Here is a 25199-nt window from a genome sequence, read left to right on the forward strand (position 1 = left end):
CCCGGCACCACGGCAAACCCGCAGCCTCGAAAACCAGTGTAGCCAAACTTTTTTACACCTCCCCGATCACAACCCCAACGCCCTCAACCGCGCCGCATGCTCGGTAAATAATCGCAGCGGCTGCGCCGCCTGGCCGACCGCCCCCAGTGAATGATTAACGATGTCGAAGTGATCCAGGGGGAAGTCATCGCCAATCACCTCGCCCAGGTGCGAACTGATACGCCCGACCATGCCATCGCATTCTTTATCCTTGGTGAAGCTGCGCGCATACAACCGGCAGAGGTAGTGACTGGCGTCGAACCGATTGAGCCCTCGATTTGTGCGCGGGTCCTGGAGGATGCCGGACCAGGAGAAGTAGCGCACACCCTCGACCAGTGTCTCGCCCGGCCCGCCCCAATGGGTCGGTACCCCTTGCGGGTATTGGCGGTTGAATCGCGCAGCGCCTTCGCAGGTCAGTGACTGATGCGCGGCATGCACATCAATCGGCAGCACAGGCCCTCGCTGGCCCGTCTCGAGCACCCACATCGACAGGGCCAGCGATCGCATGGCAAAGGCCAGGAGACGGCCACGTGCGGAATCGGCCGGGTAGTGGCGCTCACGGTAGTCAGCCAACTCCGAACCGCGATTGGGGCCGGCCACCGACGTCACCGAAGCCACCCACTCCGGGCGCTTGGCCGCTGCATAGCGAGCCGACAGCGCGCCTTGGCTATGGCCGATCAGATTGACCTTGTCGGCCCCCGTCTCGCGGCGAATGCGCTCAATGACCGCCAACAACTGCTCGCCCCGCACTTCATTGGAATTGAGGGGCGAAACCTGCGCGGCAAATACCGTTGCCCCACCCTTGCGCAGGGCCTTCGGGATGCCAAACCAATAGGGATACAGCACCAGCCGCTCAAACCCGAGCATGCCCGGCACCAGTACCAACGGATATCGTGTAGCCAGCGTTTGTGACATGGGTAGACGTCCCTGAGCCCTAATCTTGATGAACACTAGCATCGAACTCCTGCGCGCCGCCGAGGTTCAAGGACTTGCCCAACGGCGGCACCTGCAACAACTACATCCTCAATCGGGACGGCCACCAGCAGCCGTACTACATCACCTTCGACGGCACCGGCCATGTGGACGGCAAAGGCTTCATGACCTGTGAACAGCACATGAAAAACCAGAAGGCACACGGATAAAACTCAGCCCGGAGAACTCGGTTTCCAGGCGGGTGTAATTGAGCGCCAGCAAGCGAAGTTGCATGAACTGCGAGCGCAGGGACGCTACGTCGCCGATCTGGTCGAGCATCGCATGCAGGTCGTAGGTCTGTTCCAGCTCGGTAAAGTACTGCCGGTTGAGGATATCGAAGCTGCTCAGACCAGCTTCTCCGGCGTGGAGGCCCTGAAAGCGGGCGTCGTCGCGGGCAAGTCGAGCGCTCACCCATTCGCTGAAGGCCTGGCGGTAGCGCAAGGTGGCCTGTTCGATTTCCTCAAGGCGCCGCTGGCTGTCCGAATCGCCAAGCAAGGCCTTGAGTTGGCGGGTCAGGCCGAGGATGCCATCGATACCCGCTTCGACTGGCTGGGTCGCGTTTGTGTCGAGGCCACTGCTGTAGTTCTGTAGCTCGACCCGGCTCTGGATGAACTTTTCGTTGAGCTGCCCGCTCAGCAGCAGTTCGTCGCTGTTACGGACCATCGCGTCGATGCTGGAGAGCCCCGCCGCCGATATCAGGACGGTCAAGGCCAGGACGAGGCCAAAGCCCAGTGACATTTTCTTGCTCAGAGACAAGTCGCCCAGTCGGCGGGCAGCCCATGCATACATCTGACACATCCTCGGCAAAACGCCCGGCAGGTGCCGGGCGGTTCGGATTCAGGTAGGGATTTAGAAGTAGTAGCCAATGTTGATGTTGGTCCGGTAGTACCAATCGTTGCTGCCGACCGAGGATGTGCTCGTCCAGCCGGTACCGTTCTCGGCACCGCCGAAGGGGTTGGCGTTTTTCGCCCAGGTGAAGTCGACCCAGGCCATGATCGGCATGGCGAGGAACTGCGCACCGACGGTGAACATCTGCGAGTCGTCCCAACCGCTCTTGTCTTTCATCATCCGGCTGTAGTCGTTGTAGATCTTGATCTTTTTCAACTGGCCAAGGCTTGGCGTGAAGATGTCATAGCCGACGTTGAGCGAGGCAATAGTGGCCTTGGAGGCGATCAGGAAGGCCGGCGTCAGGCCATTGCCACCCATCAGCACCGAATCATCGCTGACCCCTGCCGGGTTCTTCGGATTGTATTCGTAGCGGATGCCCTGGGTGGTCACGGTCCAGGGGCCGGCATTGATCACCGCATGAATACCACCGGCCCAATAATCGCCGTCATCCTTGGTGGTGGCGTTGTATAGCTCGGCTGCAGCCAATGAAGCGCCGATTTCGGTCTTCCAGCCATCGCCGATGAAGGTCCGGGCGACGCGGGCATTGACCTGATTGCGCTTTTCGTTGTCCTGGCGTGACTGGGTGAACGCGATTGCGTTGTCCTTGAGATCAGCGAAGCGACCGACCTCTGGCGAGTAGCGAATGTTCGAGGGCAGCATGCGCGGGAAGTAGCCCAGCTGGAGGTCCCAGTCCTTGTCTTTGTAGCTGTACTTCAGGCCGCTGCCGGCGCTGACGCCATAGCCCATGAAGAAGGGAATGTGGTAACTCCAGCCGAACTGTGGATAAGGTTCCAGGCCGAAGGGTTTGAACGGTGCACCCAGTTGCAGGTTCGAGTTGCTGTTGAAGCGATAGCCGACAAAGCCACGGTCGATTGCGTGTTTGCCGTCATCCTGAAACCAGTAGCCGACATCACTGAAAAGGCTCTTGTGGCTGGCCTGTACATCCAGGCGGAAGGTATCGAACAGGAACCGGCCATTGTTCTCGGTGGTGTCCCAATGTTCGTCGCGGTAATTCATGCGCAGTGCACCGCCGATATCCAGGGTGCTCTGGCCATCGTCACTGCGCAGGGCGATATGCGGAAAGGGCTTTTTACTGACGGCCGGCTGGTCCGGTGCAGCAGGGCCTGGTTCGGAGGCGAAGCTGGCGCAACTACTGACCATCAGACCCAGGCATACGACGTACTTCTTCATCTAGACCACCCCTGCTGCGTTAAACGGTATAAGCAATCGGCAACACTTGTCCGTTCGCCTCAAACCGGGCAATTAACGGGGTCGCATCAGGTGCCGCTGCTTTGAATGGATAGTTGGCTTTATTGTTTTATAGGTAACACGCGGTCTTGCGTGCGAACTCACTATTGATTTAGCAGGATCTGTGCCAGGCGTTCGGTATTGAGGTTTTTGTTAATAAATTCCATATAAAACAATTATTTATATTTGAAACAGATGGCCTTGTGCCGTCCGTGAAACGTGGCTGCCCGAAGGTAACAACGTTGCACAATCACCGTGCGTAGTTATTGCACAGCGGGCTTTGCTGGAGCATTGACTGTGTTTCACTGATAAATAATCAGCAGGCTTTTTAATTAACTTACGAGCAAAAAAAGGCCGACATTAATGTCGGCCAATCATGCGCATGAATACGAGCGGAAGTTATATATCAAGTACCAGTCGGCGACTCTTGCAACCGGACACGCAGACCATCATTGATTTATTGGCGGCACGTTCGACCTTGGTCAATACACCGTCACGGTGGTCGATATCGCCATCGACCACTTTGGTTTCGCAAGAACCGCAGACGCCTTCGCGGCAGCTGTACTCAATGTCGCAGCCGGCTTCGAGCAGGACATCGAGCAGGTTCAAGCCAGGCTCGACCGATAGGGTCTTGCCCGACTTTCTCAACTCGACGCTGTAACTGCTCTGCGCATCCTCGGAAGGTGGCAGCTCGGCAGCGGTGAAGCGTTCGATATGCGCATGCGGATAGCCCAGGCTTTCGCAGGTGCTTTCGAAAGCGTCGAGCATCGGCGTCGGCCCGCAGCAGTAAAAGTGCGTATCGCCTGGCTGGTCGGCCAGGTAGGTGGTCAGGTCCGGCGCCAAGCCTTTCTCGTCGTTGAAGTGATAGACCACCTTGGCATCCACCCCGCTGAGCTGCTCCAGCAACGCGGCTTCCTTGCGCGAGCGAGCGCAGTAGATCAACTCGGCGGACTTACCCAGCGCCAACAATTGATGGAACATGCAGTAGATCGGTGTGATGCCGATGCCACCGGCGACCAGTACGCTATGTTTGGCATTGAGGTCGAGATGGAAATTGTTGCGCGGTTGCGAGATCGACAGTTGCATGCCGACACGCAGTTGCCCGTGCACGTATTCCGACCCGCCACGGCTGTTGCGATCACGCAGGATACCCACCACGTAACGGCCCTGGTCGCTCGGCGAATTGAGCAGCGAATAGCTGCGAACCAGCCCGTTGGGCAAATGCAGGTCGATATGGGAACCGGCTTCGAACGGCGCGAACACCGTGTCGCCATAAGGCCGCAGTTCGACACTGATAATGCCTTCGGCTTCATAGCGCAGGGTATACACCAGCGCGGTGATGGTGGAGGAGTTGGACATGGGTTACCTCGTCTGCGCAGTGCGCAAGTCAAGATCGAGCCGGGCGCTGGCTTCGATTTCCACCATCAGTTCAGGGAACACCAGCGCGTTCACTTCGACCAGGGTGGAGGTAGGGTAAATAGCGAAACCTTCGAAGAAGTCGCGACGCGCGCGACCCACTTCATCCTTGTCGGCAATGTTGGTGACATACACCGTGAGCCGGTAGATGTTGCCGATGTGCCCGCCGGCAGATTCGACCAGTGCCCGGGCCTTGTTCAGCACCACGAGCGTCTGAGCATAGGCGTCCAGCGGCGCACCCGCTTCAGCGGCTTGGCGAGTGGCGGGATGCCCGGTCATGCCGGACATCACCACTTCGTTACCGATCAGCAATGCATTCGACCAGCTGGCCGTCGCCAGCTCGGTCAAGATAGGTGCCTTGATTCGCTGCACGACGGTGTTCATGAAAGCTGCTTCGCGTCGATCAGTTCCAGCTGTTCCTTTGCCTTGCCTTTGAGGTAACGGCGCAGGCGCACCACACCCAGGTCATGCTGGTAAAGGTTTTCACGCTGGTTGGCATCTGGTTCCATGAACTCGAGCATTACCCGGTCCTGTTCCAGCACTGCCCAGTGACGCGCTTCCAGGCGGTTCTTGTAGAGGAAGCGCCAGGTATCGCGCTGCCAGCCGGTCAATGGGCGGCAACGCCAGTGGAACACCGCTGACAATGAGCGGCTGCTGGGGGTGTAGCTGCCGATGATGGTGAAGTTGCCGCCAGGGCCACCGGTTTTCGGATAAGGGATCTCCAGGCGCAGCCAATGGCAACCGTTGTCGAGGAACTCGGTCCAGTCGAAGTTCACGCCGCGCTGGCCTTCCTTCTCGAAGAAGAAGCCGTTGTCGGTGTCACGGGTGACGAACTTGGCGGTGGCTTCGCCCTCGCTCATGGAATGCGACATCTTGTGCAGGTAGGTGCCGTGCATCGGGTCCATGACGTTGTCGAGCACATAGCGGTAGTCGCCTTTCCACTCGGTGTAGCAGACGAAGCTGCTCCACTCGGGCGAAGTCAACTGCTCTGGCAGCACCAGCTCTGGCGGGTTGTCCAGGTGTGGGTCGGCGGCGTTGAACAGGAAGATGGCGCCTGCGGCCTCACGGGTATGGAACATACGGGTCGGACGGCTGCCTTCGAGCTTGCAGCCCGGGCTGCCGGGAACCTTGGTCACGGTGCCGTCGTAGCGCACTTCCACGCCGTGATAAGGGCATTGCAGGCGGTCGCCCAGTACCGGCCCCTGGGACAGCGGTGCGCCGCGGTGCGGGCAGTGGTCTTCAAGGGCGTGGACACTGCCGTCGTTGTCGCGCCACAGGGCGATTTTGTAACCCAGGCGGCGGATCGAGACCGGTTTGTCGCTGAGCAGATCCGAAGGCAGGACTGGGAACCAGAGGTTCTTCAGACCATTGGCAAGGTGGTTCTCAACGGGGTCGATGGTGACTTGCGTATTCATATTCTTCTACCTCCGGCGGGTCATTCGCCCAGCCGAGCCATCAGGGTTTTGTAGGAATCTTCGGTCCACTCTCCGGTGGTCAGCGGGCAGGGCGGGCCCGCCAGATTCAGGTGTGCGAGCAACGCGGGCAACTCGGTGATGCCACTGCCGAAGGCACGCTCGATTGAGTCGCCGAGCAACTCTTCGAACTGGGTGTTGGGCCGCTTGCGGGCCTGATGCGGTTCCAGATAACGCTCGGTAGTGTTCATGTCATTGACCTCCATTGCGGACCCGTTCGCGGATCATTTCGCGGACCGGGACAAAGTCGTAAGTCGGGTAGCATTCGGTGCGGAAAACGCCCCAGGCGGAGCGCTCCAGTTCAACATTGACCTTGGCCAGCAGGCTCGGCGGCAGGCGCAGGGTGACGATCTGGCCCAGGCCCATGGCCACGGTCCAGGACACCACCTCGACGCCTTGCGGTGGAAAGCTCTCCCACCAGCCCATTTTTTTCATGTGGCCCTGGATATCCTCCAGGTTCTTCGACTGATCATGCTTGAGCACGACCGTCAGCAGCATCGATTCGCTCATGGCCTAATTCTTGGGTTTGTCAGTGAGGAACTTGCCTTGCGGCGCGTCGACGTTCTGCTGGCGACGGGTATTGCCATCGATGCCGCCGGCAATCGCCCACTCGGCAAACACCGTCGGGCCCGGTTCGAATTCGCGGGGTTGCCACTCGCCGGTCAGTTGGTCTTCGTCGGCGTAGTACTCGACCAGCCCGCCGGCCGGATTCTTGAAGTACCAGAAGAACGCCGAAGACACCGGATGGCGCCCCGGCCCGATCTCCGTGGCCCAGCCGCAACGGGAAACGTGCATGCCACCGCCGAACACCTCATGCACATCACGTACGGTGAAGGCGACGTGGTTGAGGCCGGCCCGTGGTGCGGGCAGTTGCAGCATGAACAGATCGTGGTGGCCGCCTTCTTCGGCGGTGCGCAGGAAGGCACCGCGATCCGGGTAACGGTCCGAGGCCTGGAAGCCGAAGCGCTCGTGATAGAAGGCCTCACAGGCGTTCACATCCTTGACGAAGAACACCACATGGCCGACTTCGATCGGCGTGGCGCGTTCGTAGACCGGGGCCGGCTTGTTGATACGGCCCTTGGTCTGCCAGGTGTTATGGCCGCTGCATTCTATGTCCAGCGCGCGCTTGCGCGTGACTTGCAAGCGAATCGACAGGCCGTTGGGTTCGATACAGCCAATGCGGCCATCGACCTCAACGAAGCCGGGGTCGTTGGCGATTCGTTCGCGGTAGAGTTTCAAGTCAGCTTCGTTTTCGACCCCCCAGACCACCTCGCGCACTGTCGAGCCTGGCTCGATGGCTGCTGGCAGGCCAGGCTTGTTCAGGTCGGCTAGCACAACGCGGCAACCGTTGAGGGTTTCAAAGATGACCTCGTCGGCTTGTTCGCTGACTTTGTTCAAGCCCCAGTCGCTGAAGAAGCGGGCACAGGTGTCCAGGTCTTCTACGCCGTAGGTGACTTCATCAATGCCTAAAACGCTCATGGCGTAACCTCTCAGTGCCCACTGGCCCAGGCCAGTGGTTGTTCATTCATGCCCCAGTAGAGGCTTTTCTGTTCCATGTATTGCACGATGCCCAAGCGGCCTTTTTCGCGACCCAGGCCGCTGTCGCGCCAGCCACCGAAAGGGGTGGAGATCGAGAATTGCTTATAGGTATTGATCCAGACCGTGCCCGCCTGGATCTTCCGGCCCAGGGCCCAGGCGCGCTTGTAATCACGGCTCCAGATCCCTGCGGCGAGGGCGTACAGGCTGTCATTGGCCTGTTCGATCAGTTCGGCTTCGTCGTCGAAGGGCATGGCCACCAGCACAGGCCCGAAGATTTCTTCCTGGCAGGTTTGCTGGTGGTTGCTCAGGCCTTCGATAATGGTCGGAGGGTAGAAGTAGCCCTGGTCGAAAATGCCACCGGTCGGACGTTGACCACCCAGACGCAGGCGACCACCTTCCGCGAGACCAAGCGCAACGTAGCGCTCCACCGACTCGCGATGGCCGGCACTGATCAGCGGACCCATCTGGGTGTGCTCGTCGGCCGGATCGCCCAGACGCAGTTGCGCGGCGCCGGCGACCAGCCGTTCCATGAAGGGCTCGTACAGTGCGCGGGCGACAAACAGCCGCGAACCGGCAATGCAGGCTTCGCCGGAGGAGCTGAAGATGCCGTAGAGCACGCCGGCTACGGCATGATCCAGGTCGGCGTCGTCCAACACGATGGTCGGCGATTTGCCGCCCAGCTCCAGCGACACCGGCATCATCTTGTCGGCGGCAATGTGGGCGATGTGCTTGCCGGTTTTGGTGCCACCGGTGAACGACACGCGCTTGATCAGCGGGTGTTGGGTCAGGGCATCGCCCAGTACCGAGCCTTTGCCCGGCAATACGCTGAGCAGGCCACGCGGCAGGCCGGCGTCTTCGCAGATCCGGGCCAGTTGCAGGGCCATCAGCGGGGTGATTTCCGCAGGCTTGATCACTACCGCGTTGCCTGCCGCCAGAGCCGGTGCCACTTTCTGCGCTTCGCTGGCGATAGGCGAGTTCCACGGCGTGATGGCCGCAACCACACCCATGGGTTCGTAGACGCTCATGGTCACGAAATCACCGCGCGAGGGGGTGATGGTTTCTTCCAGTGTTTCGCAGGCTGCGGCAAAGAACTGGAAGGTGCCGGCGGCGCTGGCAACCAGCGCACGGGTTTCGCCAATCGGTTTGCCGTTGTCCTGGCGTTGCAGTTGCGCCAACTCTTCGCTGCGCTCGCGGATCAACTCGGCAATGCGATACAGGACGCTGGCCCGCTCATGCGGTTTGCGCTGTGCCCAGCCGCTGTGCAGGAAAGCCTGATGGGCACCTTGCACGGCGTCTTCGACATCTTCGAGGCTGGCGGCGTTGAGCCAGGCCACCGGTTCGCCGCTGGCGGGGTAGCGTGTGGCGTAACGCTCGCCACGGCCCAGCCGCCAGGTGCCGGCAATGCACAGGGGTAAAGTCTGTTCGAGATTCATCGGCTTGCCCCTAGATTGAAATGGCGTGAGCGTGGTTGCCCAAGGCTCGGACCACGCTGTAGACGGTCAGGGCCGAGGTTTTCGGGTTGGCCTGCAGCGGTTTGCCGCGCAAGCTCAATTCAAAGCCACCGAACGCGCCACGGGCCTCGAATTGGTGAACGTTCTCGTCGCTCAACGGGTCGGCGATCAGCGTGACCTGGGTACGGTCCAGGCCCAGGCCGGCCAGTGACAGGGTCGCGGCGACGTTGGCGTTTTTCGGATACAGACGTGCGGCTTCACGGGCGCTGCCCTGGAAAATCACCGTGGCTTCGGTGATGGCGTCCAGATCGCAGACCAGTTCGCCCGGGGTGTTCTTCCAGGCGCGTGCCGGCTTGCGTCCGATGTAGTTCACCGCGTCGAGACCGCCGACCTTGGCAGCCGACAGCGCATCGATACCACCGATGGCGCCGGGCAGCAGTTCGATGTGGGTGTTGCCGCGCGCGGCCGCCGCTTCCAGCCGCTCGACCAGGCCGACCTCCGAAAGCGCACCGACCGAAACGATCAGGCAGGCGATGCCACGCTCCAGTGCGGGCAACACATGCTCTTCGATGGCGCGGTGGCCGGCGCATTCGACCAACAGGTCGGGACGGGCATCGGCCGGCAACGCGGTTAGCACCTGGGGGGGCTGCCTGAAGCTGGACAGGCGCTGACGAACCAGGTCCTCGGACCCGGCCGAAGCGATGACGTGGTCAACGCAAAGCTGTGGGTCTTTCTCCAGCAGTTCGAGAACGCCGACGCCAATGGCACCGCAGCCGATCATGGTGATATGCAACATGGCACAGTCCTCAGGCAGTGGCTTTCTGAGCTTTGGTTTCGCTGTTGGGCGGGCCGGCGAACTGGGTAGCAAAGCTACCGACGCTGAGCATGTCGACTTCCAGCAAGAACGGCCCCGACTCGCTCAAGGCGCCATCGAGCACGCGACCGAAATCCTTCAGGTCGCTTACCAGGCCGTGACGCAGGCCCATGGACTCGGCCAGCTGCTTGTAGTCCGGTGTATGCAGCTCTACATAAGCATGCCGGGCACCGTAGATGGCATCCTGGATGTTGCGGATCACGCCATAGCGTTGGTCGTTCATCAGCAGGATCACGACGTTGGCCTTTTCCTGGACCAGGGTCGCCAGCTCACCCAGGTTGAGGATGAAGCCACCATCGCCAGCGAGGGCGAACACCTTGCGCTGCGGCGCAGTTTCAGCGGCGGCCACTGCGGCACCGATGCCCATTGCCAGGCCTTGGCCGATACCGCCGCCCAATGCATGGACTCCGGACCGCGGGTGGTAAAGATTGAGCAGGCGGTTGCCCCAGATGCTGTTGGACAGCGTCACGTCGCGGACCCAGGAGAAGTCGCGACCGGTGAGCGCCTGCATCTGCTCGACCATTGCCGAGTAAGGGCCAAGATCGGCGATCAATTGCTTGCGGGACTTTTCGCGAACATCCTTCAGTTCGGCGAGGAAATTCGGGGCGGTTTGCAGGCGGCCTTCAAGACGGTCGGCCAGCCCCTCAAGGGCCAGGGCAGCGTCACCGCAGATGAACAGCTCGCTGGAATAACTGCGGCCTTCAATCGCTGGGTTGGCATCGATGCGCAAGGTAGTACGCGGCAGCTTCAGGGCATATTTGAAGGTCTCGTTACTGCGCAGGCGCGAGCCGGCAACGACCAGCGCATCGCAGGTTTGCAGGAAGCCTTCGACCAGCTTGTTCTGCGAAAACGCGCCGAGGCAGCGCTCATCGTCTTCATTGACCACGCCACGGCCTTGGGTCGAGGTAATCACGCCTACACCCATGTCCAGCAGTCGCTTGACCTGAGGGCCTGCATGCCGTGCACCGCCACCGAGCCACAGTAATGGGCGCTTGGCCCCGACCAGGCGTTCAGCGACCAGGTCGAGCGCATCGGGTGCCGGCACCGCCACAGGCACCGGCAGCGGCGACAGGTCGGTTGGCATAGGGATGAAGGTGGACTGGATGTCGATTGGAATTTCCACGCTCACTGGCCCTGTCGGTGCCGTCAGTGCCGTTTGCACTGCGAGCTTCATGGTGCTCAGCGCGGTTTCCACGCTGCGCACGCGGAATGCTGCCTTAGACACGGCCTTGAGCATGGTCAGCTGATCGCGGGCTTCGTGAATGTAAGCGAAGTCCTGATCCAGATAAGGTGTTTCGATCTGGCCGGTGATGTGCAGCAGCGGCGTACCGGCGGTCAATGCTTCGACCATGGCACCGGCGGCGTTACCAGCGGCCGTACCGGTGGAGGTCAGGCACACGCCCAGGCCACCGGTGGTGCGGGCGTAGGCATCGGCCATGTTGGTGGCACCGGCTTCGCCGCGGGCCATGACGAAGCGAATATTGCCGCGCACGGCGAAGGCGTCGAGAATCGGCATGTTGTGAATGGAGATCACGCCAAAGGCTGCCTTGACCTCACATTGTTCGAGAAACGCAGTAATGGCTGCGCCAACGGTGACAGTGTTTTCGTTACGCATGACGGGACAGGCCTCCAGAAACATCGATATGGCTGCCTGTGGTGTAAGCCGACAGAGGCGAAGCCAGAAACAGGATTGCGCGAGCCGCTTCAACCGGCAGGCCCAGGCGACCCAGGGGAATGTGTTTGCGTTGCGCCAGCTGTGCGGTCCATTGCGACCAGTCGAGGTCGCGCTCTTCGCGGGCCTCGAAGCGCCGGCGCCATTGGCCGGATTCGACCAGGCCGATGAGAATGCCGTTGACCCGGATATCGTTGGCAGCAAACTCGGTGGCCATCGAGTGCACCAGGTTCTTGAGCCCGGCGCGGGCGGCCGACGTGGCGACCATGTGCGGCTCCGGCTGGCTGGCCAGTAGCGAGTTGACGCAGACGATGGCCGCGCCCGGCTGGCTTTGCAGTTGCGCCATGAAGGCACGAACCGGGTAGATCACCGAGAAGAACTTCAGTTGGAGTTCTTCGGTCCAGGCTGCGTCGGTGGTGTCGGTGAAGGTCGAGACGCGACCTTGACCGGCGTTATTGATCAAGACGCGGGCCGGGCCGAACGTGTTTAGGCTGGCCTGGGCGAAAGCCTCGACGGAGGCCTGGTCGAGCACATCGCAAACCTGGGCCAGCAAGCGTGCCTGCGGAAAGCGCTCGCGCAGGCGTGCTTCGGCGCTGCGCAGGCGATCATTGTCACGACCGCAGAATGCCACGGCGGCACCCGCCTCGAGCAGCAACTCGACACAGGCCAGGCCGATCCCGGAAGAACCGCCGGTGACGATGGCGGTGCTGCCCTGAAGTTGATAGAAGTTCATCTCAATCCCTCATCAACGCAGTGACGCGGTTGTGGCCGACGTTGGGGGTGTAGTTGAGCAGGCGCGACAATTCGTCGGCGCTGCGGCGCACTTGCGAGAGCAGCTCTTCGAAGTTCACATGGCCGATCTGCACGGTGGGGATGGTCACGCCCAGTGCGGCGACGATCCGGCTGGTGTGATCGCGCACCGGCGCCGCTACGGTGGAGATGGCCGACTCGAAAAATCCTTCACCGCTGACGAAGCCGCGTTGACGGTCGCCCTGCACCAGGTCGAACAGTTCGAGCACGGTTTTCGGCGTGCATGGCGAGTGTTGTTCCAGGTGTTCTTCGGGGTACAGCTCGCGCAGTTCCGCGAGGCTCAGGTCTTCGAGCAGGATCCTGCCCAGTACGGTGGCGTGGGCGGGCAGGCGAGTGCCGACACTGACGGCGCTGGAAAAAACCGAAGGCGGCGAGACCTTGGCCACGTAGACGATCGAGCGGCCATCGCGTATCACCAGGTTGCTCGGGTAGTTGAGGCGATCGCACAGACGCGCCAACAAGGGTTGGCCCAGCTCGGTCAATTCCAGCGAGGCGAGGTATTCGAAGCCCAGGCGCAGCACAGACATGCCCAGCCGGTATTCATTGCCGCTGCGGGTGACAAAACCCATGGTTTCCAGGGTGGTCAGCAAGCGGAAAATTGTCGAGCGCGGCAGTTCCAGGCGCCGCGCCAGTTCAGGGGCGGTCAGCGTGCGGTTTTGCCGGCTGAATTCACACAGCAGCAACAGGCCTCGCTCAAGGCCCGGCACGATGTATTTATCCTGAGCGTCTTTCAACAGATCCGAGTCATTCATAGCGCGCTACCTGTCAGGGATTCTTCGAGGGCGTGGGCCAGGCGCCCAGCCACTACGATGGGTTGTTCGATGGGGCTGGCGTGCCCGGCATCGGGAATCAGGCTGAAGCTTGCAGTCAATGATTTGGCCAGGGCATGGCAGGCTTCGGCGGGGGTGATTGTGTCTGCTTCGCCGCAGTGCACCTCGCAAGGCGCAGGCAGCGGTGCATGGCGCATCAGATCATCACCGCAGAGCAGTTCGATGGCCTGGCGATAGCCGGAATGATTGAGTCGCGACATGTTCCACTGCACCCACGCCAGGGCGCTGCTGCCAGCGAGGGGGCTGAGCATGTGAACACTGCGCTCGCGGGCCATCGTTTCGATGCCCAACTGCTCCAGCGCCTGCAAACGCTTGTTGCGAACCTGCTGGCGCTGGATCTCCCGAGCCGGGTCGCCATAGCCGCGCGCCGGGCTGATCAGCACCAGGCGGCTGACCCGGTGTGGCTGGCTGTTGGCGAACGCAGCGGCGGTCAAGGCGCCGAGCGAATGACCGACCAGCACACAGGTCTGGATGTTCAGTGCGTCGAGCATTTGCAGAAGACGACCGGCGTAATCCATCGCCACCGGTGCGGTCTCGGCCAAAGGTGTGGAGGCACCGTAGCCAGGGGCGTCCCAGGCAATGACCCGGGCGCCTTGTTTCAGCTCCAATGCCACCTGCAACCAGGACGCCGCGCCTGAGCCGATCCCATGCAACAGCACGATGGCCGGGCCAGTTCCGGCTTCACGGAAAGCCTGGCGACCGTCGCTCACCATCAGTTCACGCTGGGCGAATTGACTGTCGAGCAGTGCCTCCAGCCTGGCTGTAGGCGTGCAATCGTGGTTGAGGTTGGCAGTCTGCATGGGCTTATCCGCGCTTGATCGAAGCCAGTGGGTGCTCTGGCGGGTAGGTCGGGGTCACAGGCTTTTTGGCACCGAGCATTACGCACATCAGCGCATCTTCATCGCCGATGTTGATCTCTTCGCGGTAAACGCCCGGCGGCACGGAAATCACGTCACGGTCGGTGAGGATGGTTTCAAAACGCTCGCCATCCTTTTCGATGATCACCTTGAGCTTGCCGCGCAGGACGAAGAACACTTCTTCGACGTCGGTGTGCAGGTGCGGCGGGCCTTCGTGGCCGGCAGGAATGACCATGGTCGAAAAGGTGAAGTTCTCCGACGGAATGGTGTTCATGTCGGTGCTCACGCCGGTACCGCCGGTGCCGATGTAGCGCATTTGCGCGCGGCGGAATTTCGGGTCGTAGTCGGCCTGGAACTTCAGCGCGTTCCAGTCGTACTTGCGGGTTTCATAACGGGCGATGCGGGTTTGCATCCAGCCTTCGAGGCTGCTGCCGGCGGGCCGTTCCCAGCTTTTTGGGGTGTCTTGTTGTGCAGATAGATCAGTCATGGCTGTCTCCAGATCAAGGCATGACGAACCCGCCGTTGACCGGCAAGGTTTGTCCAGTGATGAATCGGGCCAGGTCAGAGAGGGCGAATATCACCGCTCCGCTGACGTCCTCGGGAAGTTGCGGGCGTTGGAGCGCCCGTTGTTCGGTGTACAGACGATGACGCGCCTCGGGTACGTAGGCGGTCGCCTCGACCAGGACCAGGCCTGGTGCGATCGCATTGACCGTAATGTTGTCGCTGCCCAGTTCGCGGGCCAGGCTGCGAGTCATGGCGATGATCGCGCCCTTGCTGGCGACGTAGGCCAGCAGGTTCGGCGCACCCCACAGTGGTGTGTCCGACGCCAGGTTGACGACTGCGCCCTTGCCGCTGGCGCGCAAGGCCGGCAGGCAAGCCCGGGTCATCAGCCATGTGCCACGCACGTTGACTTGCATGACCTGGTCCCAAGTGTCGACGTCCAACTCTTCGCAGGTCTTGCCGCCGGAGTTGGTGATCGAAGCGTTGTTGACCAGCCCGTCGAGCCCGCCCAGGCGCTCGACTGCTTCGGCAGCGCAGGCGTTGATGGCGTCGGGGTTGCCCAGGTCCAGGGCGACACCACTGACATCCAGGCCTTGTGCGGCCAATTCGGCGGCAGCCGTTTGTACACGCTCGTTCAGTATGTCGGCGATCACCACTCGGGCACCGGCCTGGCCAAGGGCTTGGGCGAACGCATAACCCAGGCCGCGGGCACCACCGGTCACCAGCACGCGACGGCCTTCGAGGAGACGATTGGAGTGGCTCATCATTGGGTACTCAGCATGGCTTTGGGCATGTAGTGCAGGACGCGTTTTTCCGCCCAGACCACCGCGCCGTAGGCCAACACACCGATCAAGGTGAGCATGACGATGGCGACAAAGACCCCGGCGGTATTGCCTTGACCTTCAGAGTCGACCAGCAGGAAACCCAGGCCCTGGTTACCGCCGACCAACTCGCCGACGGTGACGCCGATGACGGCGAGGGTCGAAGCGATACGCAGGCCGGAGAACAGTGCGGCCATGGCCGAAGGAAGTTCCACCAGGCGGAAGATCTGCCAGCGGCTGGCGTTCATGGTGCGCACCAGGTTGATCATGTCCGGGTCCACCGTGCGGATGGCCGAGAGCACGTTGATCATCACCGGGAAGAACACGATCAGGATGGCGATCAGGATCTTCGGGTAGATGGTGTAGCCCAGCCACATCACGAACAGCGGGGCGAAGGCGACCTTCGGTGCGATCTGCAGTGCCAGGATGTAAGGCGAGAGAATGGCTTCGGCCGAGGGCGAAAGGCCCAGCGACACGCCGATGACCACACCCAGCAATGCGCCCAGACCAAAGCCGACGATGATTTCAAAGGCGGTGATCAGGGTGTGCTGGAGCAGTCCGCTCGAGTGCCACATCACCACGCTTTCTTCGGCGACGCGGGTCAGTTGCGGCATGACAAACTCGGGCATGCCGAGCAGGCCGGGGCCCCATTGCCAGAGCACCAGGAACAGGATCAGCAGGGCTATGCTGCCGAGCATGGAGTTATTCAGGCTTTTCATCGTGTCAGTACCTTGTTGTTACCCGCGACTATTGAGCGGCCGTCGTGGTTTCGATGAATTGGTTGGTATAGAGCTCGTCCAGCGCAGGCTCCTTGGCGACGATGCCTTCGCTCACATAGAACTTGCGGACCTTGTCCAGGCGCGCCGGATCAATACGGCCCAGCACACTCTGGTTGGCGTAGACGTGTTCCACGTAAAGCTTGAAGGTCTTTTCCAGCGAGGCTTCCTTGCCGGCATAGGCCGGAATTGCCTTGGCAAAGGTCACGGCAGCGGCATGCGGGTCCTGGATAATGTCGTGCATGCCCTGCAACGTGGCCTGGACCACGCCGCGAATTACTTCCGGGTGGTTCTTGATGGCATCGTCCGAGGCGATGATTGCCTGGGCCATGCTTTCGAAGATCTGCTCCTGGGGAATCAGCTTGATCTGCAGCCCGGCTTCTTCGGCGTTGACGACCCAATCCGGTACGCCGGCCATGGCCTGGGCCTTGTTTGCCGAGAACAGCTGCCAGACACCCGCAGGGCCGGCAGCCTGGACGTTGACATCGGTCTTGCTCAGGCCGGCCTTGCGCAGCGAGGCAAGCAACGCGTAGTAGGTGGTGTCCGAGTAGGACATCACGGTCATGGTCTTGCCCTTGAGGTCGCTGATCGAGTTGATATTCTCGGCGGCATTGGTTGCGACCATGGTCACGCCACCAGCACCTAGTACGGCAACTGCGCGCACCGGAATGCCATTGGCACGCACCACGATCGGGGTGTCGCCGAGGGCGCCGCCGAGCATGGCGTTACCGGCACCGACCTGCTTGGCCACATCGACACCGCCCTTGGCAGCGATGAACTCCAGGTTCAGGTCCTTGTTGGCGTAGTAGCCCTTTTCCTTGGCGATGATCCAGGGGGCGAAGGCCGGGGAGTTCGGTGGCGCAGGTAGCAAGTAGGTCACGTTGGTCGGCTGCGCCTGAGCATTGAGTGCCAGGCTCAGGCCGAGGGCGACCACCGAGGCCTGACCGAATCGTTGAAAGAGAGTATTGAACATGCGTACTCCTGAATCCGTTGATGAGCCGTGAGGCGTTGATCAATGCAGTTCGGTGTCTTCGCCGACTTTCAGCAGTTCCATCAGGCGACCGGCCAGAGGACCGATTTCCGGCAGCTTGCGACGTTCCAGGGGGTTCTCCCGGAACGGCAGGTCAACGGTTATTTCTTCGATGATGGTGCCGGGGCGGGCGCTCATGACCAGCAGGCGATCGGACATTGCAATCGCCTCGACCAGATCGTGAGTGATGAACAGCGCGGTTTTCTTCTCTTCAAAGAGCATCCGTGCCATGTCCTGCTGCAGGATCATCTTGGTCTGGGCATCTAGGGCCGAGAACGGCTCGTCGAGGAACAGTACTTGCGGGTCGATGGCCAGGGTGCGGGCCAGGGCTGCGCGCTGACGCATGCCGCCCGACAACTGGAAGGGGTAGTGGTCGGCAAAGCCTTGCAGATGGCAACGCTTGAGCAGATCTTCGGCGATCGGCTGGCGCTGGGCGGCAGGCATGCCCTGGATCTCCAGGCCCAGTTCGATGTTGCGACGAATACTGCGCCATGGCATCAGCAGGTCTTTCTGCAGCATGAACGCCACTTTGCGCACGGGGCCGGTGACGGCTTCGCCACCGACGAAGACTTCGCCTTCGCTGGGGCGATAGAGGCCCGAACCCATGTTCAGGATGGTGCTTTTGCCGCAGCCGGACGGGCCGATGATCGATACCACTTCGCCGCGGCGAATCTTGAAGTTTACGTCACGGATGGCGAAGGGCGCTTCTGACTTCCCCTTGGCCGGGAAGCATTTGCCGACATGACGGAATTCAATTTCTGTCGGCTCGAGATCTTCCTTGAGCGCAGGTGTATTCCATTGTGGGGCGATTGCGTACATCTCTTTCACAGCCATTGGGAAGGTCTCTGGTCTGTTTTGTAGGTGATACGCCGTTTACTGCATGAACAATGCCAATTGTTAAAATATGCTGATTAAATAAAAAACCCTTATTTATTAATTGGTTACGCATAGCTAACTGTTTAGCTGTGTTTTATATATGAAACATCGATTCTCCTGTGACACATATTTACACATTCTTCGCGCGCAACCTGCGCAATGGCGAAGGAGCAGTGTTTTTTAGGTAACGGAAAATTGAGGTCAAAGTGCCACTTTGTTTTATGTGTAAAACAAGGCTTTTCTTTATATAAGAAGGCGGTTGGGGCTCCGCTGGACCTGCATGGTGGCCACCTTCCGTACCTCCAGGGACAAGAACTGCGACAAGTTCAGCACCACCCAGCCCTAGCGGATCGCACGACCAGCCACCACCATCGCCTGCCGACGTACTCAACCGCATGACCGTTGGCGGCAATAAGTGCTGCGGCTAACTCTCGGCGCGACCCCGGGTAGGCAGTCCGCTCGACTGAGGCCATTAGCATGCCCCCCAAAGACAAATTAACGCCTCGGCATAGTCGTCGAATCGTGGCCTAGCGGAGGGTCGGGAAAGTTTCGTCGGCAGATGATTTTAAAATCAAAGGCTAAGATGCCGAATGTCCTAATTTTTGCCTTATCTCGGCATGACCCCTACCTCGGTGCGGCCATCGCAGCCAAGGCTGGCTCCTACAACGGTCGGTAGGAGCAGAGCTTGCTCGCGATGGTCACACCGCGGTCTGCCTGATATACCGCGGTTTGACCATCGTCTGTACAAAATTTAGCCAACACCCTTCAGGCCCCAGCCCGCCGGTGCCTGGCGCTGTTGATATACATGTTATCCACAGGCAGGCCCACAGCAATTGTGGGCAACCTTGCCAATCCACAGCTGTACAAAAATTAACCACAACCAGATAAAACCATGCAGGCCGTGGCCTGCAGCCTTTGCTCTACACCTTATCCACAGCCAGGCCCACAGTAATTGGGGGTAAAAAAGTTATCCTCAGCCCGCCGTCTTCGGCGTCTTGCCCGCTTTCATCTGCTCCAGCAGAGGCCTGCATTGGTTCGGTTCACCACCACTGGGCGCCACCAGCGCCAACAAGCCCGCCGCAGGTCCCGCCACGACGCCCAAGGCCACCATGCCCGCGCCGCGCAGCATCAGCGGCACGGCCTGCACGCCTGCGCTTGGCTTCTTGAAGGTGCCACGTACATACAAGGGCGAGCGCAGCGACAGCAAGCGAATACCCTTGGATTCGGGGATGATCTTCAGGTCGAGTTTTTCCGTGGCGAAGTTGGCCGTGCCATCGATGTAAATGATCGCGTTCTCGGTATCGAAGACAAACACCTGCGAAGTCGCCAGGCCGTCCTTGATACCGAAGTGAGTGGCGGCGCAGTTGATTTTCACTTCCTTGTCACCAAACAGCTTGCCGACCACATAGTTACCCACATTGAGCCCGGCGATTTCCATCAGGCCGCGACTGATCGCGCCATCGTTAATGAGCATTTTCAACTCGCCATTGGCCGTCCCCAGCAGCGCCGCTACTGAATTGCCACGCCCACTGATATCCGCATCACCATTGAGCTCTCCGAAACTGGTCTTCATCGGTTCAAAGGTGGGAAACAACTGCTTGAGTTTGAAGTTGCGCGCACTCCAGCGTGCTCGTCCTTGCAGCGGTGTGCTTTGCCCTTGCAGGCGGATCTGGGCATCGAGCTTTCCGCCAGCGACGCCAAACCGCAGCGGTTCCAGGCGCAGCAGGCCGTCTTCAAGGATCAGGTGGGTGTACAGGTCGGTGAAGGGCAAGTCCTTGCTGCGCACGATACGCTTGCCGGTGAACTCCACGTCTGCGTCCATGGTTCGCCAGCGTTCAGTGCGAAACTCTTCGACCGGCAACACCTTGTCAGCCGGTTGTTTACTTTCACCGCCCCGGGCTTTCTGCTCGGCATTGGAGTCCGCCCCGATCAGCGGCGCCAAGTCGGAGAACAACAGTTGGTTGGACACCAGCGCCCCCGTCAATTTGGGCCGCGGTTGACTGGCGACGAAGGCCAGGTTGCCGTGAATGTCACTGTCACCGATCTTGCCGTTGAAGTCTTGATAGCGGAACGTTGCGCCTTCTGGCTCATGCAATTTTGCCAGCAAGTGACCATCGGTGCTGTAGGCCGGCGAATCCGGCAGGGTAATGCCCGTCAATGGGTAGAGATTGCCAAGACTGGTGCCCGAGAGCCGCAGGCGCAGGTCCAATGCGCCCAGGTTGCGTGGGTCGGTGAGGGTGCCAGCGACGGCGACACGCGTGTCACCCACGCGCACGTCCGCCTGCAGCGGGAACGGCTGGCTGGCATCCTGCAGCGCCAACAATCCGCCAATCTTGCCCTCGCCTGCCAGCGCCTGGCCTTTGTAGCGGCCCGTGACCTTGAGGGCGAAGGCATAGTCTTGCGGGTTGGCACCCTGGGTGCTGGTTTTTGGCGCCGCGCCACTGCCAACGATATCGCTGAACGGGATCGGCTTGCCCAATGGGTCAATCACCACGTCCACACGGGTCTTGAGCGTCTGGTCATCAAAGATCACATGGCCTTTGTCAAAACCAATGGCGCCGATATCCAGCACCCAAGCCGATGGCCCGGCGCTTTCATCCTTGGGCCCGAAGTCGAACACCCAGTTGGCCCGGCCATCGGCCAGGCGCTGCAACTCGCCGCTGGGTTCAGTGAGGTCGATACGGGGGACGACAATGCGCTGGACCACCAATGGCAAAGGCGAAAGGCGAAACTCGATGCGCTTGAGGCCGGCCATCTGCGGGGTTTTGGACCAATCCGGGTTGCCCAGGGTGATGTCTTCGGCGACGAAATGTGGCCATGGCAGCCAGGCCCGCCAGCCGCCCTGATCAGGCTCGCGACGCCACAGCACATCAAGGTTGCCATTGATGGAGAACGGTCGGTGCAACGCCTCGGAAACTTTTTCATTGATCGTGGGCTTGAGCCGGTTCCAGTCAAAGGTGGCGATGATGATGCCCACGATAAGCAGGATCGACAGCAGGCTGGAAAGGACCCAGGCCATGATTTTTGAAGTGCGCGTCATTGCACGATTCTCCCGATGACAGCCTTGCAGCGGCGCTGAGTATCTTCTTAGGACTTTGCAAAGCCCCACAGGTTTAAAAACCCTCGCACCGAATCGAATATTTCGCCGGTCGACAGGCCAGCGACCGGCTGCAACAGCCTCGCGCCAATCGGCTGGAAGCCACGGCTCACAAGGGCTGCGGCAACATATCAATTCCGTTGATTGTTACCATTACCTTTATGAACTTTTATATCTAATTCTCGAGAGTAGCATTGGCTCCGTAGACACATTTCAGCCCTCCAAGGAGCGCACTCTCATGAAACGCCAATTACTGCTCAGCCTTACCCTTTCTGTCCTGGCCGCCAACGCCTTTGCCATTCCGGCCGCCGACCAGGGAACTTCTGCCGAAGCCAAATCCAGCGCCACCGTGATCAGCCAGCCGGTTGGCAGCCTTGCCGAAGGTGGCTCCGATCGCCTGATCGAGCGCAGCAACACCATCGCCGAAGGCGGTTCTGATCGCACTCTGCACCGCAACGATGTGGCCGAAGGCGGCTCTGATCGCTTGATCGAACGCAGCAACACCATTGCCGAAGGCGGTTCGGATCGCACCCTGCAGCGCAACGATGTGGCCGAAGGCGGCTCTGATCGCTTGATCGAACGCAGCAACACCATTGCCGAGGGCGGTGCCGACCGTCTGCACCAGCAAACCAGCGTTTGAGCCAGGGCCATGCGGTCCTTGGAAAAAGCCCGGTTCCCGCAACCGGGCTTTGTTTTTGGGTAACGACTACGGTTCCCCGTTTTGCGCTTGAAAGTCGATTTGCTAGAGTGCACAGCTGTTCTAACTGAAACTTGCCCACCATGCTCCCCCGCGCCGAACAAAAACAGCAGACCCGCCATGCCTTGCTCGAATCTGCCCGTCAGCTGATGGACAGCGGCCGTGGCTTCGGCAGTCTGAGTTTGCGCGAGGTGGCCAAGGCTGCCGGTATTGTCCCCACGGGTTTTTATCGCCATTTCAGCGATATGGACACCCTGGGCCTGGCCCTGGTGAGTGAGGTCGGCGAAACCTTTCGCGAAACCATACGCCTGGTGCGCCACAACGAAGTGGTCCTCGGCGGTATTACCGATGCCTCGGTGCGAATCTTTCTGGATGTGGTGGCCGCCCATCGCAGCCAGTTTCTGTTTCTGGCCCGTGAGCAGTACGGGGGCTCTTTGCCAGTGCGCCTGGCGATCAAGGAATTGCGTGAAGGCATCGCTTCGGATCTGGCGGCCGACCTTGGGCTGATGCCCAAGTGGCAACACCTGGACAGCGCCGCGTTATCGGTCATAGCAGACCTTGTGGTTAAAACGGTCTTTGCCACCCTGCCCGAGCTGATCGACCCTCCTTGCGCCCCCCTTCCCCCTCACTTGACGCCCCAGGCCAAGATTACCCAGCAACTGCGGTTTATCTTCGTCGGTGCTCGTCATTGGCAAGGCATCAACTAACGCAATGGCTGTGTGATTGAGACACAGCCTTCCAACGATTGAATCCAAATTTCCCGTCTAGACTACGAAATGTCGCGAGCTTCTGTAGGCAATTTCCTACAGAATATGTCATTGGCAAGACACTTGCTCTACACAAGCTAACGCTAATCGCTGGAAATTTTAGTCATGCTGGTTATCCACAAACGAATCGCACCAACCTCTAACTGGTCGGCCGAACTGCACCTGACCTTTGAAGCCCGTAGCAAGAGTCGCCTGCGCTGTTTTAGCGCTGACGGCGAAGACGTCGGGTTGTTTTTGGAACGCGGCCAATCGCCGCTGCACGATGGCGAATGCCTGCAGGCCGAGGATGGCCGCGTGGTGAAGGTGTGCGCCCGCCCAGAACAACTCCTGCACGTTACCTGCTCCAGTGCCTTCGAACTGACCCGCGCTGCCTATCACCTGGGCAATCGCCATGTCGCCCTGCAAGTAGGCGACGGCTGGCTGCGCTTGCTCGATGACTATGTGCTCAAGGCCATGCTCGAACAACTGGGCGCCCATACCGAAGCACTGGAAGCGCCGTTTCAGCCCGAGCATGGTGCTTATGGCGGCGGCCATCATCATTCCCGGGCCGGTGAAGAAGACTTCAATTACGCCCCGAAGCTGCATCAATTCGGCGTACGGCTGTGAGCCCAGCCTGGGCTCTACTGCGCCTTGCCAGCCCGCAATTGCCCATTGGCGGCTACAGCTACTCACAAGGTTTGGAAATGGCCGTCGAGACGGCCGTCGTGTCCGACCCGGCCAGCGCTCGGCGCTGGATCAGCGACCAATTGCTGCTCAACCTCGCCCGCTTCGAAGCGCCGATGTTACTGGCCCACTGCGTGGCCGCCCAAAACGAAGACTGGGCAGAGCTTCAGAAGCAATGCAACCAGCATCGCGCCAGCCGCGAAACCCGCGAATTGCATTTGGAAAGCCGACAAATGGGCTATTCCCTCAAGCAGTTGCTGGAAGGCTTGCCGGAACTGGACGACGACGCCCGTCGCTTTATCGCCGCCATTGACGAGCCGCACCTGGCGCTCGGCTGGGCATTGGCCGCACGTGCCTGGCAGATCAGCCCACAAGATGCGCTGGCCGCCTGGCTCTGGAGCTGGCTGGAAAACCAACTGGCGGTATTGATGAAAACCCTGCCGTTGGGCCAGCAAGCCGCCCAACGCCTGACCAGCGAACTGCTGCCCTTGCTGCAAGAGGCCAGGCAGATCGCGACCGACCTTGATCCGCAACACATTGGCAGTGCCGCATTCGGCCTGTCGCTGGCGAGCATGGCCCATGAGCGCCAGTACAGCCGTCTGTTTCGTTCTTAGGAGAATCACGATGAATACACAACCCCTGCGTGTCGGTATCGGCGGCCCGGTCGGCTCCGGCAAGACAGCCCTGACCCTGGCGCTGTGCCTGGCCCTGCGCGACCGCTACAACCTGGCAGTGGTCACCAACGATATCTATACCCGTGAAGACGCCGACTTCCTGGTTCGCAACCAAGCCTTGGCACCGGAACGCATCATGGGTGTGGAAACCGGTGGTTGCCCACACACCGCGATCCGCGAAGACGCCTCGATCAATCTGGAAGCGGTCGATCAACTCAACCGCCGCTTCCCAGGCCTGGACATGATCCTGGTGGAATCGGGTGGCGACAACCTCTCGGCCACGTTCAGCCCGGAGCTGTCGGACCTGACCATCTATGTGATCGACGTGTCGGCCGGCGACAAGCTGCCACGCAAGGGCGGCCCGGGAATCTGCAAGTCGGATCTGTTGGTGATCAACAAGATCGACCTGGCGCCACTGGTAGGCGCATCGCTGGAAATGATGGACAGCGATACTCGCCGCATGCGCGGTGAAAAGCCTTTTGTGTTCAGCAATCAGAAAACCGGCCAAGGCCTTGAAGAAATCATTGCCTTTATCGAACGCCAGGGTCTGCTGACCGAAGCCTGAAACTCACCTTAGTCACTAGAAGGAAGCTGAATAATGTCACTGAAAAAACTACTGTGCCTATTGCCCCTGCTGCTCGCTCCCGGGCTTGCGTTTGCGCACCCTGGCCATGGCGATAACGGCCTGATCGCGGGTATCAGCCACCCAATTGGTGGCCTGGATCACTTGCTGGCAATGGTCGCAGTAGGCTTGTGGGCCGCTCAACAGCAAGGCGCTGCACGTTGGGCGCTGCCTTGCACCTTTGTCGGCACCATGCTGCTGGGTGGCCTGCTGGGCTTTACCGGCTTGGAATTGCCGGCAATGGAAAGCGGCATTGCCGCGTCGGTGCTGGCCCTGGGCCTGGCCGTTGCGCTGGCTGTGCGTCCGCCACTGGCTTTGGCGGTGGTCGCGACCGCACTGTTTGCGCTGTTCCATGGCGTGGCCCATGGCCTGGAACTGCCTGAGATGTCGAGCCCGTGGGCCTATGCCTTCGGTTTCGTAGCGGCCACCGCCGCACTGCATGCCGCGGGCTTCGTCGTGGTTCGCGTGCTGCCGCAGGCGGCTGCGCCACTGGTGCGTATCGCCGGCGCTGCCTCTGCCATCACCGGCGCCTGGCTGCTGGCCGGATAACACGCCACCCCCTGTAGGAGCCGAGTTTACTCGCGATGAAGATGACGCGGTCTGCCAG

At 60.5% G+C, this 25199-nt stretch carries 27 protein-coding genes and 1 pseudogene; 7 read left to right on the plus strand and 21 right to left on the minus strand.

Annotated features, from left to right (window positions below; all coding sequences use genetic code 11):
- Positions 1–66: 66 nt before the first annotated feature.
- Complete coding sequence (locus AC3IX4_RS26110; RefSeq protein WP_489258187.1) at positions 67–954, minus strand: esterase/lipase family protein; 888 nt, start codon at positions 952–954, stop codon at positions 67–69.
- 53 nt (positions 955–1007) lie between these two features.
- Between AC3IX4_RS26110 and osmE the strand changes: the two are divergent.
- Positions 1008–1181, plus strand: a pseudogene (gene osmE / locus AC3IX4_RS26115) (osmotically-inducible lipoprotein OsmE); the annotation flags it as partial.
- Here the strand turns inward: osmE and AC3IX4_RS26120 are convergent.
- From AC3IX4_RS26120 to AC3IX4_RS26215, 20 genes are all read right to left on the minus strand, one after another.
- A complete protein-coding gene (locus tag AC3IX4_RS26120) occupies positions 1135–1800 on the minus strand; it encodes a methyl-accepting chemotaxis protein (RefSeq protein WP_489258188.1) in 666 nt (221 codons plus the stop codon). The pseudogene osmE and the gene AC3IX4_RS26120 sit on opposite strands and share 47 nt — an antisense overlap.
- 60 nt (positions 1801–1860) lie before the next feature.
- Complete coding sequence (locus AC3IX4_RS26125) at positions 1861–3090, minus strand: hypothetical protein (RefSeq protein ID WP_489258189.1); 1230 nt, start codon at positions 3088–3090, stop codon at positions 1861–1863.
- A 456-nt stretch (positions 3091–3546) separates the two neighbouring features.
- The gene (locus AC3IX4_RS26130) at positions 3547–4506 is read right to left on the minus strand and encodes a PDR/VanB family oxidoreductase (protein ID WP_489258190.1); all 960 of its coding nucleotides are present in this window, start codon (positions 4504–4506) and stop codon (positions 3547–3549) included.
- Positions 4507–4509: 3 nt separating this feature from the next.
- Positions 4510–4947 (minus strand): Rid family hydrolase, encoded by a 438-nt coding sequence (locus tag AC3IX4_RS26135; protein ID WP_489258191.1) that lies wholly within the window; start codon positions 4945–4947, stop codon positions 4510–4512.
- Positions 4944–5978, minus strand: a complete 1035-nt coding sequence (locus AC3IX4_RS26140) for a Rieske 2Fe-2S domain-containing protein (protein WP_489258192.1) — start codon at positions 5976–5978, stop codon at positions 4944–4946. Before AC3IX4_RS26140 ends, AC3IX4_RS26135 begins: the two co-directional genes overlap by 4 nt.
- Before the next feature lie 20 nt (positions 5979–5998).
- The gene (locus tag AC3IX4_RS26145; protein WP_489258193.1) at positions 5999–6226 is read right to left on the minus strand and encodes a recombinase-like helix-turn-helix domain-containing protein; all 228 of its coding nucleotides are present in this window, start codon (positions 6224–6226) and stop codon (positions 5999–6001) included.
- A 1-nt stretch (position 6227) separates the two neighbouring features.
- Positions 6228–6545, minus strand: a complete 318-nt coding sequence (locus AC3IX4_RS26150; RefSeq protein WP_489258194.1) for a hypothetical protein — start codon at positions 6543–6545, stop codon at positions 6228–6230.
- A 3-nt stretch (positions 6546–6548) separates the two neighbouring features.
- The gene (locus AC3IX4_RS26155) at positions 6549–7514 is read right to left on the minus strand and encodes a VOC family protein (RefSeq protein ID WP_489258195.1); all 966 of its coding nucleotides are present in this window, start codon (positions 7512–7514) and stop codon (positions 6549–6551) included.
- 11 nt (positions 7515–7525) lie between these two features.
- Positions 7526–9007 carry an aldehyde dehydrogenase gene (locus tag AC3IX4_RS26160; RefSeq protein WP_489258196.1) on the minus strand — a complete coding sequence of 494 codons (1482 nt, stop codon included), beginning with the start codon at positions 9005–9007 and terminating at the stop codon, positions 7526–7528.
- Positions 9008–9017: 10 nt separating this feature from the next.
- Positions 9018–9821, minus strand: coding sequence for an aspartate dehydrogenase (locus AC3IX4_RS26165; protein ID WP_489258197.1), 804 nt, complete (start codon positions 9819–9821; stop codon positions 9018–9020).
- A gap of 10 nt (positions 9822–9831) precedes the next feature.
- Entirely contained in the window at positions 9832–11514 is a 1683-nt protein-coding gene (locus AC3IX4_RS26170) for a thiamine pyrophosphate-binding protein (protein ID WP_489258198.1), read from the minus strand.
- Positions 11507–12304, minus strand: coding sequence for an SDR family oxidoreductase (locus tag AC3IX4_RS26175; RefSeq protein WP_489258199.1), 798 nt, complete (start codon positions 12302–12304; stop codon positions 11507–11509). The genes AC3IX4_RS26170 and AC3IX4_RS26175 overlap by 8 nt, the downstream gene beginning before the upstream one ends.
- Before the next feature lies 1 nt (position 12305).
- Positions 12306–13133, minus strand: coding sequence for an IclR family transcriptional regulator (locus AC3IX4_RS26180; protein WP_489258200.1), 828 nt, complete (start codon positions 13131–13133; stop codon positions 12306–12308).
- The gene (locus tag AC3IX4_RS26185; protein WP_489258201.1) at positions 13130–14011 is read right to left on the minus strand and encodes an alpha/beta fold hydrolase; all 882 of its coding nucleotides are present in this window, start codon (positions 14009–14011) and stop codon (positions 13130–13132) included. The genes AC3IX4_RS26180 and AC3IX4_RS26185 overlap by 4 nt, the downstream gene beginning before the upstream one ends.
- Positions 14012–14015: 4 nt before the next feature.
- Positions 14016–14555: a cupin domain-containing protein gene (locus AC3IX4_RS26190; RefSeq protein WP_258445178.1), complete on the minus strand. Its 540-nt coding sequence runs from the start codon at positions 14553–14555 to the stop codon at positions 14016–14018.
- Positions 14556–14568: 13 nt separating this feature from the next.
- Positions 14569–15336, minus strand: coding sequence for an SDR family oxidoreductase (locus AC3IX4_RS26195; RefSeq protein WP_489258202.1), 768 nt, complete (start codon positions 15334–15336; stop codon positions 14569–14571).
- Positions 15333–16109, minus strand: a complete 777-nt coding sequence (locus AC3IX4_RS26200; RefSeq protein WP_489258203.1) for an ABC transporter permease — start codon at positions 16107–16109, stop codon at positions 15333–15335. Before AC3IX4_RS26200 ends, AC3IX4_RS26195 begins: the two co-directional genes overlap by 4 nt.
- A gap of 28 nt (positions 16110–16137) precedes the next feature.
- Positions 16138–17139 (minus strand): ABC transporter substrate-binding protein, encoded by a 1002-nt coding sequence (locus tag AC3IX4_RS26205; protein ID WP_489258204.1) that lies wholly within the window; start codon positions 17137–17139, stop codon positions 16138–16140.
- 39 nt (positions 17140–17178) lie between these two features.
- Entirely contained in the window at positions 17179–18015 is an 837-nt protein-coding gene (locus AC3IX4_RS26210; protein ID WP_489261374.1) for an ABC transporter ATP-binding protein, read from the minus strand.
- Positions 18016–19045: 1030 nt separating this feature from the next.
- Complete coding sequence (locus AC3IX4_RS26215) at positions 19046–21112, minus strand: AsmA family protein (protein WP_489258205.1); 2067 nt, start codon at positions 21110–21112, stop codon at positions 19046–19048.
- Positions 21113–21407: 295 nt separating this feature from the next.
- On the opposite strand from AC3IX4_RS26215, the gene AC3IX4_RS26220 reads away from it, so the two are divergent.
- The 6 genes from AC3IX4_RS26220 to AC3IX4_RS26245 all read left to right on the plus strand — a co-directional run bounded on the left by AC3IX4_RS26220 (position 21408) and on the right by AC3IX4_RS26245 (position 25141).
- Positions 21408–21809 (plus strand): phage infection protein, encoded by a 402-nt coding sequence (locus tag AC3IX4_RS26220; RefSeq protein WP_489258206.1) that lies wholly within the window; start codon positions 21408–21410, stop codon positions 21807–21809.
- 140 nt (positions 21810–21949) lie between these two features.
- Positions 21950–22573, plus strand: coding sequence for a TetR family transcriptional regulator (locus tag AC3IX4_RS26225; protein ID WP_489258207.1), 624 nt, complete (start codon positions 21950–21952; stop codon positions 22571–22573).
- 165 nt (positions 22574–22738) lie between these two features.
- Complete coding sequence (gene ureE / locus AC3IX4_RS26230) at positions 22739–23239, plus strand: urease accessory protein UreE (RefSeq protein WP_489258208.1); 501 nt, start codon at positions 22739–22741, stop codon at positions 23237–23239.
- Positions 23236–23910 (plus strand): urease accessory protein UreF, encoded by a 675-nt coding sequence (locus tag AC3IX4_RS26235; RefSeq protein WP_489258209.1) that lies wholly within the window; start codon positions 23236–23238, stop codon positions 23908–23910. The genes ureE and AC3IX4_RS26235 overlap by 4 nt, the downstream gene beginning before the upstream one ends.
- Positions 23911–23920: 10 nt before the next feature.
- On the plus strand, positions 23921–24535 hold the full coding sequence (ureG, locus tag AC3IX4_RS26240) for an urease accessory protein UreG (RefSeq protein WP_489258210.1): 615 nt from the start codon (positions 23921–23923) through the stop codon (positions 24533–24535).
- Between the two features lie 33 nt (positions 24536–24568).
- Positions 24569–25141: a HupE/UreJ family protein gene (locus tag AC3IX4_RS26245; RefSeq protein WP_489258211.1), complete on the plus strand. Its 573-nt coding sequence runs from the start codon at positions 24569–24571 to the stop codon at positions 25139–25141.
- The last annotated feature ends 58 nt before the right edge of the window (positions 25142–25199 follow it).

The sequence above is a fragment of the Pseudomonas sp. KH_021 genome, assembly GCF_057838865.1.